General features: G+C 76.1%; 14 protein-coding genes. 10 read left to right on the top strand and 4 right to left on the bottom strand.

Going from position 1 to position 16,058, the window contains the following annotated elements:
- The first annotated feature begins 29 nt into the window (after positions 1 to 29).
- Genes T328_RS18075 through T328_RS18050 form a run of 6 tightly spaced genes read left to right on the top strand, consistent with a single transcriptional unit; the run spans position 30 to position 9,481 of the window.
- Positions 30 to 3,299: a lantibiotic dehydratase gene (locus T328_RS18075; protein WP_496497107.1), complete on the top strand. Its 3,270-nt coding sequence runs from the start codon at positions 30 to 32 to the stop codon at positions 3,297 to 3,299.
- Positions 3,296 to 4,459, top strand: a complete 1,164-nt coding sequence (locus tag T328_RS18070; RefSeq protein WP_496497106.1) for a lantibiotic dehydratase C-terminal domain-containing protein — start codon at positions 3,296 to 3,298, stop codon at positions 4,457 to 4,459. Before T328_RS18075 ends, T328_RS18070 begins: the two co-directional genes overlap by 4 nt.
- On the top strand, positions 4,456 to 5,580 hold the full coding sequence (locus tag T328_RS18065; protein ID WP_496497105.1) for a metalloprotease: 1,125 nt from the start codon (positions 4,456 to 4,458) through the stop codon (positions 5,578 to 5,580). The genes T328_RS18070 and T328_RS18065 overlap by 4 nt, the downstream gene beginning before the upstream one ends.
- Before the next feature lie 42 nt (positions 5,581 to 5,622).
- Positions 5,623 to 6,546 (top strand): ABC transporter ATP-binding protein, encoded by a 924-nt coding sequence (locus T328_RS18060; RefSeq protein ID WP_496497104.1) that lies wholly within the window; start codon positions 5,623 to 5,625, stop codon positions 6,544 to 6,546.
- Positions 6,547 to 6,575: 29 nt separating this feature from the next.
- Positions 6,576 to 7,331: an ABC transporter permease gene (locus T328_RS18055; RefSeq protein WP_496497103.1), complete on the top strand. Its 756-nt coding sequence runs from the start codon at positions 6,576 to 6,578 to the stop codon at positions 7,329 to 7,331.
- Positions 7,328 to 9,481: a TOMM precursor leader peptide-binding protein gene (locus T328_RS18050; protein WP_496497102.1), complete on the top strand. Its 2,154-nt coding sequence runs from the start codon at positions 7,328 to 7,330 to the stop codon at positions 9,479 to 9,481. Before T328_RS18055 ends, T328_RS18050 begins: the two co-directional genes overlap by 4 nt.
- A 106-nt stretch (positions 9,482 to 9,587) precedes the next feature.
- Here the strand turns inward: T328_RS18050 and T328_RS18045 are convergent, their stop codons facing one another.
- Positions 9,588 to 9,761 (bottom strand): thiazolylpeptide-type bacteriocin, encoded by a 174-nt coding sequence (locus tag T328_RS18045; protein WP_018840305.1) that lies wholly within the window; start codon positions 9,759 to 9,761, stop codon positions 9,588 to 9,590.
- A gap of 217 nt (positions 9,762 to 9,978) precedes the next feature.
- Here T328_RS18045 and T328_RS18040 point away from each other — a divergent pair, with 217 nt between their 5' ends.
- A complete protein-coding gene (locus T328_RS18040; RefSeq protein WP_496497101.1) occupies positions 9,979 to 11,301 on the top strand; it encodes an amidohydrolase in 1,323 nt (440 codons plus the stop codon).
- Positions 11,298 to 11,546 (top strand): hypothetical protein, encoded by a 249-nt coding sequence (locus T328_RS18035; protein ID WP_496497100.1) that lies wholly within the window; start codon positions 11,298 to 11,300, stop codon positions 11,544 to 11,546. Before T328_RS18040 ends, T328_RS18035 begins: the two co-directional genes overlap by 4 nt.
- Before the next feature lie 79 nt (positions 11,547 to 11,625).
- Here the strand turns inward: T328_RS18035 and T328_RS18030 are convergent, their stop codons facing one another.
- The gene (locus tag T328_RS18030; protein ID WP_496497099.1) at positions 11,626 to 12,660 is read right to left on the bottom strand and encodes a helix-turn-helix transcriptional regulator; all 1,035 of its coding nucleotides are present in this window, start codon (positions 12,658 to 12,660) and stop codon (positions 11,626 to 11,628) included.
- A gap of 264 nt (positions 12,661 to 12,924) precedes the next feature.
- Between T328_RS18030 and T328_RS18025 the strand changes: the two genes are divergently transcribed.
- The gene (locus T328_RS18025) at positions 12,925 to 13,701 is read left to right on the top strand and encodes a class I SAM-dependent methyltransferase (protein WP_496497098.1); all 777 of its coding nucleotides are present in this window, start codon (positions 12,925 to 12,927) and stop codon (positions 13,699 to 13,701) included.
- A gap of 64 nt (positions 13,702 to 13,765) precedes the next feature.
- Here the strand turns inward: T328_RS18025 and T328_RS18020 are convergent, their stop codons facing one another.
- Together T328_RS18020 and T328_RS18015 are read right to left on the bottom strand one after the other, a co-directional pair.
- Entirely contained in the window at positions 13,766 to 14,293 is a 528-nt protein-coding gene (locus T328_RS18020) for a GNAT family N-acetyltransferase (RefSeq protein ID WP_496497097.1), read from the bottom strand.
- A 219-nt stretch (positions 14,294 to 14,512) separates the two neighbouring features.
- Complete coding sequence (locus tag T328_RS18015; protein WP_496497096.1) at positions 14,513 to 15,148, bottom strand: TetR/AcrR family transcriptional regulator; 636 nt, start codon at positions 15,146 to 15,148, stop codon at positions 14,513 to 14,515.
- 146 nt (positions 15,149 to 15,294) lie between these two features.
- Here T328_RS18015 and T328_RS18010 point away from each other — a divergent pair, with 146 nt between their 5' ends.
- A complete protein-coding gene (locus T328_RS18010) occupies positions 15,295 to 16,041 on the top strand; it encodes a class I SAM-dependent methyltransferase (RefSeq protein WP_496497284.1) in 747 nt (248 codons plus the stop codon).
- Positions 16,042 to 16,058: the final 17 nt, after the last annotated feature.

Here is a 16,058-nt window from a genome sequence, read left to right as displayed (position 1 = left end):
GGACCACGGAGATGACGGGGATGACGGGGATGACAACGGAGACGGCGCCCGCCGGCGCGGAGGCCGGCGGCGCGGGGGGCGCTGGCGCACGACGGGAGGACGGCCGGCACAGGGGTGTGCGGCGGACGGAGGGGGTGTCGCCCGACGGCACCCGCCCGGACGACGCCCGGCCGGCCGGCGGGCCCGCCGCAGGCGCCGTCTACGGCGCGCGGCCGGACGAGGCGCGGACCGGCGGCGCGGCGGCCGGCGGCGCAGTGCGCGAGGGCGTACGACGCAGGGGCGTGCGGCGGCCCGGCGGCGCCCGGGCCGACGGCGCGCGGGCCGACGATGCCCGAGCCGACGATGCCCGAGCCGACGGCGCCCGGCCCGACGGCGCCCTGCCCCCCGCCGCGCCCGCCGCAGGCGGACCCGCGCCCGCCGCAGGCGCCGCGCGCACCGGCCCCGCCCTCGGACCGCGCTTCCTCGCCCGTATCGCCGGCATGCCCGCCGACTCCGTACGGGCTCTGCGCTCGCCCGCCGTGTGCGACTGGGCGGACGGCGTGCTCGCGACCGAGGCCCGGCTCGCCGGTATCGCCGCGCCGCTCGGCGACCGGCTGCACGACCTCGTCGCCGGCCGCGACGACGAGCGGGTGCGGCGCGACCTGCTCCGGCTGCGCCGCGAGGTGTTCAACGGGCGCCGCCCCGCCGACCCGCGGGCCGCGCTCGCGCTCGTCGCCGGCCTCGCCCCGCAGGTGGCCGAGCCGCTGCGCGGCTGGCTGGAGCTGCGGGCGCGGCTGGACGACGACCTGGCGGCCGGCGAGGAGCTGCTGACCGCCGAACTCCTGCGCACCCGCGGCGCGCTGCGCGCGGTCCTGGACGAGGACCGGCTGCGCGGCGGCGTGCTGCTGGCCTCGCCCGTCCTCGACGCGCAGCTGGACGCCTTCGCCGCCTCGGACCCGGCGCGCGCCGACAAGCGGACGCGGAAGGTGGAGCGTTCGCTGCTCGCGTACCTCTACCGCACGGCGTGCAAGACGAGCCCGTTCGCCGCCTTCACGTCCGTCGCCCTGGGCCGGCTGACGGACGACGCGACCGACGCCCCGGACGGCGCAGAGCCCGCCGCGCTGCGCCTCACCGGCCCGTACACCCCCCGCAGCCACCCCCGCCTCAACGTCCTCGCCGTCGGCCGCCTCGCCGCCGCCGTCCTCACCGACCCCCGCCGCCGCGCCGACCTGCCCGTCGCGCCCGCGCCCGGCTGGGGCCGCGACGAGGACCGGGTGCGCTACGTGCGCCGCTGGGTGACCGCGGGCGACGACGACACCGCCGTCACCTTCGACACCGTGCGGGACCGGCTGTTCTTCCTGCGCCGCAGCGGCGTGCTGGAGCGCATGCTCGGGCTGCTGGAGAAGCGGGAGACCGTTCGCTACGGGGAGTTGGCCGAGTGGCTCCGCGCCGATCTGGACGCCGACCGCGAGGCCGTCGAGAAGTACCTGTCCGCCCTGCTCGACGTCGGCATGGTCCGCGTGCCCTGCCTCGACCTCGGCGCCCACGACACCGACCCGCTGCGCGCCTTCCAGCGGGCGCTGCGCGGGCTGGACCGGCCGTGGGCGGACGACGTCGCCGCCGCGCTGGAGGGCCCGGCGGACCTGCTGGCCCGCTACCCCGCGGCGCCGCCCGCGGCGCGGCGCGAGTTGCTGGGCGGGCTGCGCCGGGGGCTGGCGGACGTACAGCGGGAGCTGGGCGTGGCGCAGCCCCGGGTGCCGCGGACGGTGCTGTACGAGGACACGACGGCGCCGGAGGTGACGGCCCGCGGTGCGGGACCGGCGCACGGTGCCGGAGTGGCGCACGGTGCGGGACCCGCCGGTGACATCGCCCCCGCCGGGCTCGTGGACGCGCTGGCCGGGCCGCTGGCGGCGGTGGAGCGCATCCTGCCCGCGTTCGACCTGACGCTGCCGCAGCGGCTGACGCTGCGCGGGTTCTTCCTCGCCCGCTACGGCACCGGCGGGCGCTGCACCGACCTGCTGAAGCTCATCCACGACTTCCACGAGGACTTCTTCGATCAGTACCTGTCGTTCACCTCGCGCCGCACGCCGTTCGACGCGCAGGGGGAGTACGTACCGGAGGAGAACTGGCTCGGGCTGCCGCAGCTGCGCGCGCTGGACGCCGCGCGCCGCGCGTTCCACGCCGGGGTACGGGACCGCTGGGCGGAGTACGAGCAGCGCGCCGGGACCGGCTCCGGCACCGGCGCCGAACTCGTCCTCGGCGCCGACCTGTTCGACGCCGTCGCCGCCGAGCTGGCGGCGCTGCCGGCGGAGCCGGCGCTGCACAGCCACCACGTGCAGCTCGCCGGGTCCGAGCCGCTGGTGGTGCTCAACCGCTCGTACGGCGGGCTGCACTTCCCGTTCAGCCGCTTCACCCACTGCTTCGACGGCACCCCCGACGAGCCCGGCAGCCCCGACCGGCCCGCCAGCCCCGACGGCGGCCTCTCCGCCGAACTCCGCGCCCGGGCCCGCGAACTCCAGCCCCCCGGCGCCGTCTTCGCCGAGGTCACCGGCGGCCCCGTGACCAGCAACCTCAACCTGCACGGCCGGCTCACCGACTACGAGATCGTCTGCCCCGGCGAGACCAGCTCCGCGCCGCCGCGGCACCGCATCGCCCTGGACGACCTCAGCCTGGCACACGACCCCGCGACCGACCGGCTGGTGCTGCGCTCCGCCCGGCTCGGCCGCGAGGTCGTCCCGGTCTACCTCGGCTACCTCGTGCCGCTGGCCCTCCCCGAGATCCCCCGCACCCTGCTCCTGCTCTCCCCGACCTCGATGTCCCCGGTCGACGTCTGGGCCGGCGTCCCCGAGGGCGAGCCGGACGACGGCGTCACCCACCGCCCGCGCGTCCGCCACGGCCGCCTCGTCCTCGCCCGCCGCTCCTGGCGCGTCCCCGCGACCGCCCTCCCACCCCGCGCCGCCGGCACCGGCGACGGCGGCTGGCTGCTGGCCTGGCACCGCTGGCGCCGCCGGCACGGGCTGCCGGCCCGGGCGTACGCCATGGTCAGGGACGACGCGGCGCGCGGCGCGACCGGCGCCAAGCCGCAGTACGTCGACTTCGACAGCCCGCTGTCGCTGCTGGCCTTCGAGGGCCTGCTGCGCAGCGACGCGGCGCGCGTGACGTTCCGCGAGGCGCTGCCCGACGAGGACGGCCCGTACCTGACGACCGAACACGGCGGCCACGTCGTGGAACTGGCCGTGGAAACCGCCCCCGCGGCAGTGACCACACAGGCGGTAGTGACCACACCGGCGGCCGTCACCGCGGAAGGGGAGACCCCGTGACCGACCAGCCCGCGCCCGCCGCGCCCGCCGCGCCCGCCGCGCCCGCCGCGCCCGCCGCGCCCGCCGCACCCGGTGCCGAGGGGACCCCCGGCGCCTGGCAGGCCCTCCACGTCTACTACGCCGCCAACCCCGTCCCTCTCCTCCTCCAGTGCGTCCGCCCGCTCGTCCGCGAGCTACGCGACGACGGTCTCCTCCACGGCTGGTTCTTCCTCAACTACTGGCTCGAAGGTCCCCACGTACGCCTCCGTCTCCGCCCCGCCTCCCCAGGGGCGGAGGCGGAGGTACGGGCCCGCGCCGAACGCGCCGTCGACGCCTTCCTCGCGGAGCGCCCCGCGCTCTACCAGGTCGACTCCGGCTTCCTCAACGAGTTCTACAACCAGCTCTTCGACATCGAGTTCCGCCCCGAGGACCGCGCCGGCTACACCGACGCCGAGGGCCGCATGAACCTGCGGCCCAACAACTCCCGCGCCTGGCTGCCGTACGAGCCCGAGTACGGCAAGTACGGCGGCCCGGCCGGCGTGGCGCTCGCCGAGTGGCACTTCGCCCGCTCCAGCGAGCTGGTGTGCGACGCGCTGCGCGGCAAGAACCTGCACCTGCGCACCGTGCTTCTCGGCACGTCCGCGCAGCTGATGCTGATCATGTCCACCGCCTTCCTGACCGAGGACGACCGGCTCGCGGACTTCCTCGACCGCTACTACACCTTCTGGCACCGCGCGTTCCCCGACACCGGCTTCATCGGCAGCGCCGCGTACGAGCGCAAGGCCGACGAGGTCGCCCCCGGGCTGCTCACCTGGCACGGCCGCATCCGCGCCGCCGCGGCCGGCGCGGGCACCCTGCCGGCGCTGCTGGCCCGCTGGGCGGAGCACTGCCGCGAGCTGCGCGCCCGGGTGGTGGAGCTGGCCGAGCGGGGCGAGCTGGTCTTCAGGTCCTGGGACGGCACGGAGGACGAGCCGGTCGACGACCCCGACGAGGCGCTGGAGCGGCTGCTGTCCCCGTACATGCACATGACCAACAACCGGCTGCACGTGACGATCCAGGACGAGGCGTACCTCTCCCACGTCCTGGCCCGCGCGCTGCACGCGCGCGCCGCGGAGCGGCGGCCGGTCCGGGCGGACCAGCCGATCTGGCCGGTCCGGCCGGTCACCGGGAGCGCGCGGTGAGCGGCACCAGGGAGTCGCTCGCCGCCCACCAGCCCCGGCTGCGCCCCGGGGTGCTCGTCAGCGACGCCCTGCTGCACGGGCCCCGTACCGTGCACCTGGTCAAGGACACCGCCACCGGGCAGTCCTTCGAGGTCGGGCCGCGGGAGCGGTTCCTGATGGTACGGATGGACGGCTCCCGTACGGTCGCGGAGCTGGGCGGCGAGTACGCGGCGGCCTTCGGCAAGCGGCTCGGGGACGCGCACTGGGGCCGGCTCTTCCAGCTCCTCGGCCGCCGCGGCCTGCTCGACGGCGCCCCGCATCCCGCCGGACCCGACCGCCCGTCCGCCCAGCCATCCGCCCAGCCGCCCGCCCGGAGCCTGCTCGCCGGCAGCGTACGGCTCGTCGCCGACGCCCACGCCACCGCCGGCCGGCTGCACCGCGCCACCGGCTTCCTCCTCGGCCGCGTCTGGGGCCCGGTGCTGCTGGCGGTCCTCGGCGCGATGCTGCTGGTGCTCGCCCTGCACCCGGGCGAACTGGTCGACGGCGCCGCCGCCGTGTTCACCCGGCCCGTGCTGCTGGTGGCCGTGGCCACCGCGCTGTGGCTGTCCACCGCGCTGCACGAGCTGGCGCACGGCGTGGCCGCGCGGCACTACGGCGGCCGGGTCGCGGAGATCGGGCTGCGCTGGCGGCTGCCCGTGGTGATCATGTACTGCACGGTCGACGACTACCTGTATCTCGCCGGCCGCCGGGCCCGCATCGTCGTCGCGGGCGCCGGGGCCGTCGCCAACCTGCTGTTCCTGCTGCCGTTCTGCTGCTGGTGGGCGCTCGCCCCCGACGGACCGACCCGCGACGGCCTCGCCGGGCTGCTGTTCCTCGGCGTGCTGCAGGCCGCGGCGATGCTCGTGCCGCTCCCGCCGCTCGACGGCTACACCGTCGTCGGCCAGCTCCTCGGCGGCCTGCGGCTCGCCGAGTGCAGCCGTACGTACCTCTCCCTGGCGCTGCGCCGCTCCCCGGACGCCGCCGCGTACCCGCGCCGCGCCCGCGCCGTCTACACCGGCTACGCCGCCGGCACGGCGCTGACGGTCGCGGCGCTGGCGGTGGTGCTGGTGCTGCTCGTACGCGCCGTGGTGCTGGCGGCGTAGGCGATGACCCAGGCTCCCGCTGAATCTCCTAAGGAGAATCCCGTGACGACCGACACCGACGACCCCGCCGGGCAGCCCCCGGCCGTCCGCCTGGAGGCGGTGCGCAAGAGCTACGGCGACGTGCGGGCGGTGGACGAGGTCTCGTTCACGGTCCGGCGCGGCGAGTTCTTCGGCCTGCTCGGCCCCAACGGCGCGGGCAAGACCACGCTGATCGAGATCATGGAGGGCCTGCGGGAGGCCGACGGCGGCACGGTCGAGGTGCTGGGCCGGCGGCCCTGGCCGCGGGACCCGGAGCTGCTGCCGCGGCTGGGCGTGCAGACGCAGAGTTCGGCGTTCTTCGTCCGGCTCACCGCGTACGAGCACCTGAAGACCATGGCCGCGCTGTACGGGACGGAACGCGCCGCCGCCGACCGCACGCTGGCCCTCGTCGGCCTCACCGAGCAGGCGGACGTACGGGTGGAGAACCTCTCCGGCGGGCAGCGGCAGCGCCTCGCGATCGCCTCCGCGCTCGTGCACGCACCGGAGCTGATCTTCCTCGACGAGCCGACCGCCGCGCTCGACCCGCAGGCCCGGCGCGCGCTCTGGGAGGTGCTGCGCGACCTGAAGCGGGCCGGCCGCACCATCGTCTACACCACCCACCACCTGGACGAGGCCGAGGCGCTGTGCGACCGCGTCGCGATCGTCAACCGCGGCCGGGTCACCGCCCTGGACACCCCGGGCAGGCTGGTCGCGCGCGGTGGCTCGGCGGTGTGGCTGCTGGTGCCCGCGGAGCGGCTGAGCGAGGAGGACGCCCGGGTGCTGCCCGGCGTCACCGAGGTCACCCGCGAGTCCGACGCCCTGGTGCTGCGCACCGAGGACGCCGGGCCGGTGCTGGCCGCCGTGGAGAAGGCCGCCGGGCTGCACGGGGTGCGTACCCGCACGGCCAGCCTGGAGGACGTCTACCTCCAGCTCACGGGCCAGGACTGACAGTTGACCGCCGCCATGGAGGAGTCCCGATGAGTGCCTATTCCGCGCTGGCGGAGGCCGGCTACCGGGCGTACACCCGGGACAAGACCACGCTCTTCTTCACCTTCGCCTTCCCGCTGCTCTTCCTCGTCGTCTTCGGGCTGATCTTCCACGGCCAGGACGTGGAGGAGAGCGGCCGGCCCTACATCGCGTACATCGCCCCCGGGGTGCTGTCCTGGGGCGTCGGCAACGCGGCGGTCTTCGGCGTCGGCTTCGTGCTGATGCAGTGGCGCCGCGACGACATCCTGCGGGTGATCCGCATGACGCCGGCGCCGCTGTCCGCCGTGCTGGGCTCGCGCTACGTGCTGGCCGTGGGCATCGGCCTGGTGCAGGCGGTGCTGTTCGTGGCGGTGGCGCTGCTGCCGGTGCTGGGGCTCGAACTGGCGGCGGGCTGGCCGCTGGCGGTGCCGGTGCTGGTGCTGGGCATCACGGCGTTCCTGGCGCTGGGCGCGATCGTCGGCTCCTACGCCCGTACGCCGGAGGCGGTGGCGGCCGTCGCCAACTTCATGATGGTGCCGATGGCGTTCCTGTCCGGCTCGTTCTACCCGCTGGACGCCATGCCGTCGTGGATGCAGACGATGAGCTGGGTGCTGCCGCTGCGGCACCTCAACGACGGGGTGTCGGCGGCGCTCACCGACGCGGGCGGCGGCGCGGACATCGCGGTGGCGTGCGGCGGGCTGGCGGCGTTCGCGGTGGTGTTCGGGGCCGTGGCGTTCCGTGTCTTCCGCTGGAGCGACCGGACGTGACGGCGACGACGGAAGAGACGACCCCCGTGCTACGGGACGAGGCGCCGGCGCCGGCGCCGTTCGAGGCCGCCCGCGCCTGGCTGGCGGAGGCGCTACGCGCCCGCCGGGCGACCGGCGACGGCAGCGGCCCCCTGCGCCCCGGCGGCCCCCTGCGCCCCGGCGGCTCCGGAAGCCCTGGGGGCTCCGGCGAACCTCTGCGCCCCGGCGGTCCTGAGGGCTCCGGGGGGCCCGGCGGACTCGGCGGCTCCGAGGGGCCGCGCGGCTCCGCGGGCTCCGGCGACTTCTACGCCTCCCCCGATCCAAACCTCCCCGCACCCCCCGTCGTCGTGCCCCTCGGCGCGGCCGACACCCTGCACCCCGGCCGCGACCCGTGGCCGGACGAGCGCCCCGGCGCCACCGTGCACCTCAGCTCCCGCGCGGTGCTCGTCGGCCCCTGGGGCGCCGACCGGGAACCGGCGGCAGGCGGACCGCCCGCACCGCGGCCCGCCTGCGGCCGGTGCCTGGCGATGCGCTGGCAGCGGCTCCGTACCCGCTCCGAACGGGAGGCGCTGGAGGGCGGGTTCGCGCCCGCCGGCGGCGCGGCGTGGCCGGTGCTCACCGACCACGCCGCCGACGCCGTGTGGGCCGTGTGCCGCGCGGTCGCCGGCCGGCGCTCGCCCGACGGGCTGGCCCGCGTCACCCGCGTCGACCTCGGCACCCTGGCGCTGGCGACGTTCCCGCTCCTCCCCGAGCCGCTCTGCCCGGCCTGCGTGACGCCCGCGGACGACGCGCCCGAGCACGGCCGGATGTACCTCACCCCCACCCCGAAGCCCGCCACCGACGTCTACCGCGTCACCCCGCTCGCGGCCCTCGACCTCCCCGAGGCGGCCCTCGCCAACCCCGTCTGCGGCGCCCTCGGCTCGACCACCCACCTCAACCCCGCCTCCACCACCACCGCGCCGATCTCCGGCAGCGCCTTCGTCCGCGGCTACGCCGGCCTCAACGACGTCACGTTCTCCGGCCAGTCCGACGCGTACGCCACCAGCCGCACCCTCGCGTACCTGGAGGGCCTGGAGCGCTACGCCGGCACCCACGCCCGCCGCGGCCTGCGCCCCGTGACCGCCTCCCTCGGCGAACTGGCCGCCGAGTGGGGCGAGAACACCGTCGTCGACCCCCGGCGCACCGGGCTCTACGCCCCGGAGACGTACCGCGACGACCCGATGGTCGCCCCCTTCGACCCGGACCGTCCCATCCCCTGGATCTGGGGCCACTGCCTGCGCGACGACCACCCCGTGCTCGTCCCGGCGCGGCTGGTGCACTACAGCGCCGGGCTGCCCGACGACAACTTCGTCTTCGAGTGCTCCAACGGCTGCGCCACCGGCGGCACGCTCGCGGAGGCCGTGCTGTACGGGCTGCTGGAGCTGATCGAGCGGGACGCCTTCCTCCTCGCCTGGTACGGCCGCGGCCCGCTCACCCGCGTCGACCCGCGCTCGACGGGCGACCCGCGGGTGCGCGGCATGCTGGACCGGGCGGCGCTCCTCGGCTACGCGGTACGGGCCTTCGACACCCGCAGCGACCTGGGCATCCCGGTGATCACCGCGGTCGCCGTACGGGAGGACGGCGGCCCCGGGCTGCTGTCCTTCGGCGCCGCGGCCGGCCTGGACCCGGCGGGTGCGCTGGCCGGCGCGCTCAGCGAGGTGCTGACGTACATCCCGCACCTGCCGTACCAGGTGACCGAGCGGCGTGCCGAACTGGAGGCGATGGCCGAGGACTTCGGGCGCGTACGGCAGCTGAAGGACCACGCGCAGCTCTACGGGCTGCCGCGGATGGCCGGGCACGCGGGGGACTTCCTGACGGACGACCGGGCGCTGCCGCTGGCCGAGGTGTACGCCGACTGGGCCGAGGTGCGGCCGGCGACCCTGGACCTCCGGGACGACCTGCGGCTGCTCGTCGACGCGTTGGCGGTGCAGGGGTACGACGCGATGGCCGTCGACCAGACGACGCCGGAGCAGCGGGCGGTGGGCCTGCGGACGGTCGCGACGCTGGCGCCGGGGCTGCTGCCGCTGGACTTCGGCTGGCACCGGCAGCGGGCCCTGAACATGCCCCGGCTGCTGGCAACCCCGGCCGCGGACACCGGCGGCCTCCGCGTCGTGCCCCACCCGTTCCCGTAGCGACCTGTTCCCGAAGCGCACGGTCGTGGGGACGCGCCGCAGCCCTCGCGGGAGGACCGATCCGTCCCGGGAGGGCTGCCTTGGGCGCGGCGCTACCGACGGAACGTCAGGCGCTGCACGAGGTGGTGCTCGTGGTGCTGGAGCAGGTCGAGGTGGAGGAGCAGGAGGTCGAACCGGCGAGGACGACCTCGGCCTGGTCCGAGTAGTCCGAGATCTCGAAGGTCTCCGACTCCAGCTCCAGGATCTCGTCGGCAAGGGTGGAGAGCGCCTTGTCAGCCATGGGAACTCCTTCTTCCGTATCGAGGGCGGGCCCGCCGACCGTGCGACCGGCGGATCCGATGCTTGACCCGAACATTGAATCGAGGGGCGCTGCCACCCCCGGCGGCGATTCGCTGTCACCTCGCTGACACCCGGCGACAGAGGGCTGAAGCCGCGTTGATCATCGCGTCGGGCAGGCTGGGGGTGCTCGGGGGCCCCAGCAGAGGAGCGAGGCGCGCATGTCCGTACCCGCGGATGTCCTCCGGTCCGCCGTGGAGTTCTGTCTCGACGTCCACCTCCACCCCGAGCCCGCCGGCGCCGAGGAGCGCACCGCCGGCGCGCTGGCCGACCGGCTCGCCGCGGACGGCTACGCCGTCACCCGCGGCCTCGGCGGCCACGGCGTCGTCGGCCTGCTGCGCCGCGGCGAGGGCCCGACCGTGCTGCTGCGCGCCGAACTCGACGCGCTGCCGGTGACGGAGGACAGCGGCCTGCGCTACGCCAGCACCGTCCCCGGCGTCGCCCACGCCTGCGGCCACGACGTGCACCTCGCCGCGCTCGCCGGCGCCGCCCGGCTGCTCGCGCGCGACGCCCGCGACGCCGGCGACTCCCGCGACGACGGGGGCACCGGGGGCTGGCGGGGCACGGTGGCGATCGTCGGGCAGCCGGCCGAGGAGACGCTCGACGGCGCGCTGGCGATGCTGCGCGCCGGGCTCTACGACCTCACCGGCCCGCCCGACGCCGTCCTCGCCCAGCACACCGCGCCGCTGCCCGCCGGCACCGTCGCCCACGCCGACGGCGGCCCGCTGCTGGCCGGCACGGTGGCCGTGGACGCGGTGCTGCACGGCACCGGCGGCCACGCCGGGGCGCCGCACCTGACGGTGGACCCGGTGGTGTCGGCGGCGGCGGCCGTGCTGCGGCTGCAGGCCCTCGTCGCCCGCGAACGGGCGCCCGCGGAGCAGGCCGTGCTGACCGTCGGCCGGCTCGCGGCCGGCACGGAGGCGAACGTCATCCCCGACCGCGCCGAACTGGGCATCAGCCTGCGGGCGTTCGACGAGGGCACCCTGGACCGGCTGCTCGCGGGCGTACGCCGGGTGCTGGCCGGCGAGGCGGCGGCGGCGGGCGCGCCGCGGCCCCCGGAGGTGACGGTGCGGGCCCGCTCGCGGGCGCTGCTGCCGGACGCGGCGCTGACCGCGGGATTACGGGCGGCACACGTCGCGGCGCTGTCCCCGGCGCGGGTGCTGCGCTGGCAACAGGCCACCGCGGCGGAGGACTTCGCCTGGTACGGCCCCGCCGGCGCGGAGGTGCACGGGGCCCCCGGCGTCCGGCTCGGCTACTGGATGCTGGGTACGGTCTCCGCGTCGGCCCGCCGCGAAGCGGCCCGCACGGGGCGCCCGGTGCCGGGGAACCACTCGCCGCGGTTCGCGCCGGACCTGCGTACGACGCTGCCGACGGGCATCGAGGCGCTGGCGGCGGCGGCGCGGCGGGCGCTCAGAGCGGGGGCGGGGCCGGGGGCGGACCCGGGCTCCCGCGCCGGCGCCGGCTCCCGCGAGGGGCGCCGATGAGCGGGGGCCGGACACTCGAAGTGGCCTTCGTACGGCAGGACTACGACGCCCCGCCCGCGGAGACGACGGCCGTCCGGCTGCTGTGGCTGCTGCGGGCCCACCTGCCGCACGAGCTGCGGGTGGAGTCGGAGCGGATCCGGCTCACGCTGGCGGTGCCGGAGGACGGGACGGCGGTCGTGGCGGAGCGGGCGATGGGGGACGTCCTGACGCACCGGGCGTGCGTGGGCTGGTCGATGGAGTGCTGAACGCGGCGCGGAGCCGCCCGCGTTCGGCCGCACGGGGCCCGACCCCGCCCGCGTACGGCGGAACGGGTGCGGAACGGGTTCAGACCCACCCGCGTTCGCGGGCGAGCAGCGCGGCCTGGGCGCGGGTGGAGGCGCCGAGCCGGCGCAGCACGTCGGCGATGTGCCGTCGGTACGTACGCACCGAGACCCCCAGGTCCCGGGCGCCGGTCTCGTCCTTGCCCACCTCGCACATCATCCGCAGCACCCGCAGCTCCGCCTCCGACAGCTCCGCCTCCTGCTCCTCGCCGGGCTCGCGCAGCTCGACGGAGACGTCCTCGGCCTGCTCCCACACCTTCTCGAAGAGCCCGGACAGCGTGCTGACCAGCCCCCGCCCCCGTACCAACAGCGCGCCGCCGTCGCTGTTCTTCGGGTCCTTGGGCATGAGGGCCACCCGCCCGTCGTACACCACGAGCTGGTCCGTGATCTCCTCCACCACCCGGACCTCCCCGCCGCGGGCCAGCAACTCCCGCACGTGCCCGGCGACCCGGGAGTGCCGCAACATGTCCGCGGGCAGCACCAGCCGCCGCCGCACCCCGCGCTTCAGCGCCCGCCACTCCACCGTGCGCCGCTTGAGCACCGCCTCGGACAACAGATGGACGCCGGGCTCGACGGAGGCGATCTCCTCCCGGGCGAAGAAGACCAGTTCCTCCATCCGGTTGCTCAGCTCCGCCCGGTCGTCGATCTCCTCCACCCCGTGCTCCCCGACGTACGCGCTTCCCGTACCGCCCTCCACCGAGGCCGCCGTGGCCGCCATGCCCTCCGCGCGCAGCGTCGCCAGCACATGCCGGCTCTGGGTGACCCGCTGGATCTCCTGGTACATCTCGCGCAGCCGCAGCTCGGTCAGCCGCGCCACCACCTGCTCCGGATCGACGGGGAGGAACCACCCAGGCCGATCCCCCGGTCTGAGCAGCCGCAGCCGGACCAGGCGGGTCATGGCCTGCTCCATTTCATGTGGGGCTATGCCGAGCTTCACGTGGACGCCCTCGGAAGGTGAATCCGGGTGCCGGAGGAAGTGCCGGTACAGTTGCTCCTCCGCGGGGGAGACTCCGAAAACTCCCATTTCGTTGGTGTGCACGGCGAGCCTCCTGCTTTGACCGGATCTACGGATCTGCCGCGAGGCGCCGTCGGCCTCAGGGCCCATCGTTCCGCGCCGCCGCCGCGACCGGGCGACTTCGGCGTAACGACAATTTGTCACGCCGGAGTGCGCCGCGTGCGGCGTATCCGAGGCAAACCGTGGAAAACCAGGGGCGAACGCGGTGCGCGCGCCGCCCGGCGTCAGGGGGGCGGCGCGGCCTTATCCGGTCGCCTCCGCCCTCTCCCCTTTGCGAGGATCGCCTTCATGGCCACCGCCGACCCCGCCCCCGACCTCGACCGCCTCCTCGACGAAGCCGCCGCCGCCCCCGTCGACGGCTGGGACTTCTCCTGGTTCGACGGCCGCGCCACCGAGGCGCGGCCCTCCTGGGGGTACCAGCGGGCCATGGGCGCGCGGATGGCCCGCGCCGAGGCGTCGCTGGACATCCAGACCGGCGGCGGCGAGGTGCTCGCCGGGGTGCCCGTGCGGCCGGCGCTGTCCGTCGCCACCGAGGCGTGGCCGCCGAACGTCGCCAAGGCCACGGCCCTGTTGCACCCCCTCGGCACCGTCGTCGTCGCCGCGCCGGAGGAGCCGCCGCTGCCGTTTGCCGACGGCGCGTTCGACCTCGTGGTGAGCCGGCACCCGGTGAAGCCGTACTTCGACGAGATCGTCCGCGTCCTGCGGCCCGGCGGCACGTACTTCGCGCAGCACGTCGGGCCGGCGAGCGTCTTCGAGGTCGTCGAGTTCTTCCTCGGGCCGCGGCCCGAGGAGGCGCGCAACGGCCGCGATCCCGAGCGGGAGCGCGCGGCGGCGGAGGCGGCCGGGCTGGCGGTCGTGGACCTGCGGACCGAGCGGCTGCGGATGGAGTTCCACGACGTGGGGGCGGTCGCGTACTTCCTGCGGAAGGTGGTCTGGATGGTGCCGGGCTTCACGGTGGCGGCGTACCGGCCGCGGCTGCGGGAGATGCACGAACGGATCCGGTCGGAGGGCCCGTTCGTCGCGTACAGCTCGCGCACGCTCGTCGAGGCGCGCAAGCCGTCCTGAGGGTGGTACGGGGCACGCGCCGGGCGGCGCGTGCCCCGTACCGTCGGGACCGTCCGGGGACGGGTCAGATCCCGAACGCCGCCGGCCAGCGGATCATGCCGCCGGGCAGCGGGTGAGCGGCCTCGTCGAGCGCGAGGGCCATCAGCGCGTCGTCCGGAACGTCGACGCTGACGCGGATGCCGTACGCGGACGCCCGCGTGAAGCCGAACCGCGGGTAGTACGCCGGGTGTCCGACCAGGACGACGTAGCGCTCGCCCCGCGCCGCGGCGGCCGTGAGCGCCGCCCGTACGGCCGCGGAACCCACCCCGTCGCGCTGCCGCTCCGGCCGTACGGAGACGGGGCCCAGGCACAGCGCCGGGGTGTCGCCGATGTGGCCGCGGGTGAGCAGGATGTGCCCGACGACCCGGCGGCGGTCGGCGTCGTCGTCCTCCGTGACGACGAGGGACAGGCCGTCGAGCCACGCGCTCGTGTCCGCGCGCAGCTCTTCGACGAGGTCGGCCTCGCGGGCCCTGCCGAAGGCGGCGAGGGTGATCTCGCGGATGACGGGGATGTCGGCACGCGTCTCGGCGCGTGTGATCCAGGTGTTGCCCATGAGGGATGAAGATCCGTTTCGATCGTCGTGTTCGTGTGGGCGCCCCGCGGGCTCACGCTCCCGGCGTGGGCGAAGACAGGGGAGGGTCAGGCCACGGCCCGGGACGTGAGGAAGACCCGGGCGCTGCGCACGGTGGCCTTGAGCGCGGTCATCAACTCACCTCCCGCTCTCGTCTCTCCCGTACGGCGAACCCGTACGACGAACACGGCGGGCGCCACTCTACTCCGGGAGGTCGTCCGGGCGTAGGACGGGGTCGGCGGCGGGGCCGAGGGCGGGGGCGACGACCGTCGTGACGACCTTCCGTACCTCCTCCGGTGCCGGCGGGGCCGACGTGCTGTCGGCGAAGAGGAGGTGCGCGGCGCCGACGAGGGTGGGGGCGAGGGCGGCGACGTCGGCGTCGGGGGTGAGGCGGCCGCGGTCGCGTTCGGCGGTGAGGTACGCGGCGAGCACGTCCGCGGCGTCGGTGAGCAGCGGCACCCCGGTGGGGCGGGTGCGGCGGAGGCGGGCGCGTAGGGCGTCGCGGGAGACGACGAGGCCGACGACGGCGACGGCGACGGACTCGAAGAGCGCGGTCAGCGCGTCGGTGAGGTTGCCGACGACGGTGCCGCGGCCGGCGTCGGCGGCGGCGCGGAGGGCGCTGGCCTGGTCGTCGAGGCGGGCGATGCGGTCGAGGACCAGCGCGGCGAGGAAGTCGTCGAAGTCGGCGAAGTGCCGGTGCAGGACGCCCTTGGCGCAGCCGGCCTCGTCGGTGACGGCGCGGCTGGTCAGCGCGTTGGGTCCGGCGCGGAGGAGGACGCGCTCGGCGGCGGCGAAGAGCTGCCGGCGGGGGTCGCGGATGGCGGTGCCGGTGGGCATGGGGCGGGAGACCTCCGCGGTGCGGGTGGCTCTAGTGGGCGAGTGCCCACTAGAGTGGGCGCATGCCCACTCTATCGTCGGAGGACGAACCGGACCGTGACCCCGCCGACGCCGCGTCCGCGCCCGAGCCGCACCGCGCCCGGGACATGGCGGAGTCCTTCGGCTCGGACCCGGACCGCTACGACCGGACGCGTCCCCGCTACCCGGACGAGCTGATCGCCCGTATCGCGGAGGTCGCGGGCGCCGTCCTCGACGTCGGCACCGGCACCGGCATCGTCGCCCGCCAGCTCCGCGCCGCCGGCTGCCGCGTCCTCGGCCTGGACGTCGACGCGCGCATGGCCGCCTACGCCCGCCGCGACGGCCTCGACGTCGAGGTCGCCCCGTTCGAGGACTGGGACCCGGCCGGCCGCCGCTTCGACGCCGTCGTCGCCGGCCAGACCTGGCACTGGATCGACCCCGTCGCGGGCGCCGCGAAGGCGGCCGGGGTGCTACGCCCCACCGGCAGGCTCGCCGTGTTCTGGAACGTCTCCCGGCCCGCCCCCGACGTCGCCGAAGCCCTCGCCGCCGCGTACCGCGACGCCCTGCCCGGCGCGCCCCTCAACCCCTGGAGCCGCACCGCCCTCGACGGCTACTCGGCGATCGTCGACAAGACGGCCGACGGCATCCGCCGCGCGGGCGCCTTCGATGAACCGGAGGAGTGGCGCTACGGGTGGGAGCGCACGTACACCCGCGACGAGTGGCTGGACCAACTCCCCACCGGCGGCGGCATGGCCCGTATCCCGCCCGCCCGGCAGGCCGCCCTGCTCGACGCCACCGCCGCGGCGGTCGACGGCCTGGGCGGCACGTTCACGATGCGGTACACGGCCCTGACCGTGACGGCCACCGTTGCCTGAGGCCGCGCTGCGGGCCG

It is taken from the genome of Streptomyces sp. CNX435 (assembly GCF_059570575.1).
Note: the sequence above shows the minus strand (reverse complement) of the source record. Positions and strands in the feature narration are given on the sequence as shown.

What these genes read in the sequence shown, in the direction of transcription:
- T328_RS18075 (WP_496497107.1), top strand. Translation starts at nt 30, where the DNA reads ATGACAACGGAGACGGCGCCCGCCGGCGCGGAGGCCGGCGGCGCGGGG.
- T328_RS18055 (WP_496497103.1), top strand. Translation starts at nt 6,576, where the DNA reads ATGAGTGCCTATTCCGCGCTGGCGGAGGCCGGCTACCGGGCGTACACC.
- T328_RS18045 (WP_018840305.1), bottom strand. Translation starts at nt 9,761, where the DNA reads ATGGCTGACAAGGCGCTCTCCACCCTTGCCGACGAGATCCTGGAGCTG.
- T328_RS18040 (WP_496497101.1), top strand. Translation starts at nt 9,979, where the DNA reads ATGTCCGTACCCGCGGATGTCCTCCGGTCCGCCGTGGAGTTCTGTCTC.
- T328_RS18035 (WP_496497100.1), top strand. Translation starts at nt 11,298, where the DNA reads ATGAGCGGGGGCCGGACACTCGAAGTGGCCTTCGTACGGCAGGACTAC.
- T328_RS18025 (WP_496497098.1), top strand. Translation starts at nt 12,925, where the DNA reads ATGGCCACCGCCGACCCCGCCCCCGACCTCGACCGCCTCCTCGACGAA.
- T328_RS18020 (WP_496497097.1), bottom strand. Translation starts at nt 14,293, where the DNA reads ATGGGCAACACCTGGATCACACGCGCCGAGACGCGTGCCGACATCCCC.
- T328_RS18015 (WP_496497096.1), bottom strand. Translation starts at nt 15,148, where the DNA reads ATGCCCACCGGCACCGCCATCCGCGACCCCCGCCGGCAGCTCTTCGCC.
- T328_RS18010 (WP_496497284.1), top strand. Translation starts at nt 15,295, where the DNA reads ATGGCGGAGTCCTTCGGCTCGGACCCGGACCGCTACGACCGGACGCGT.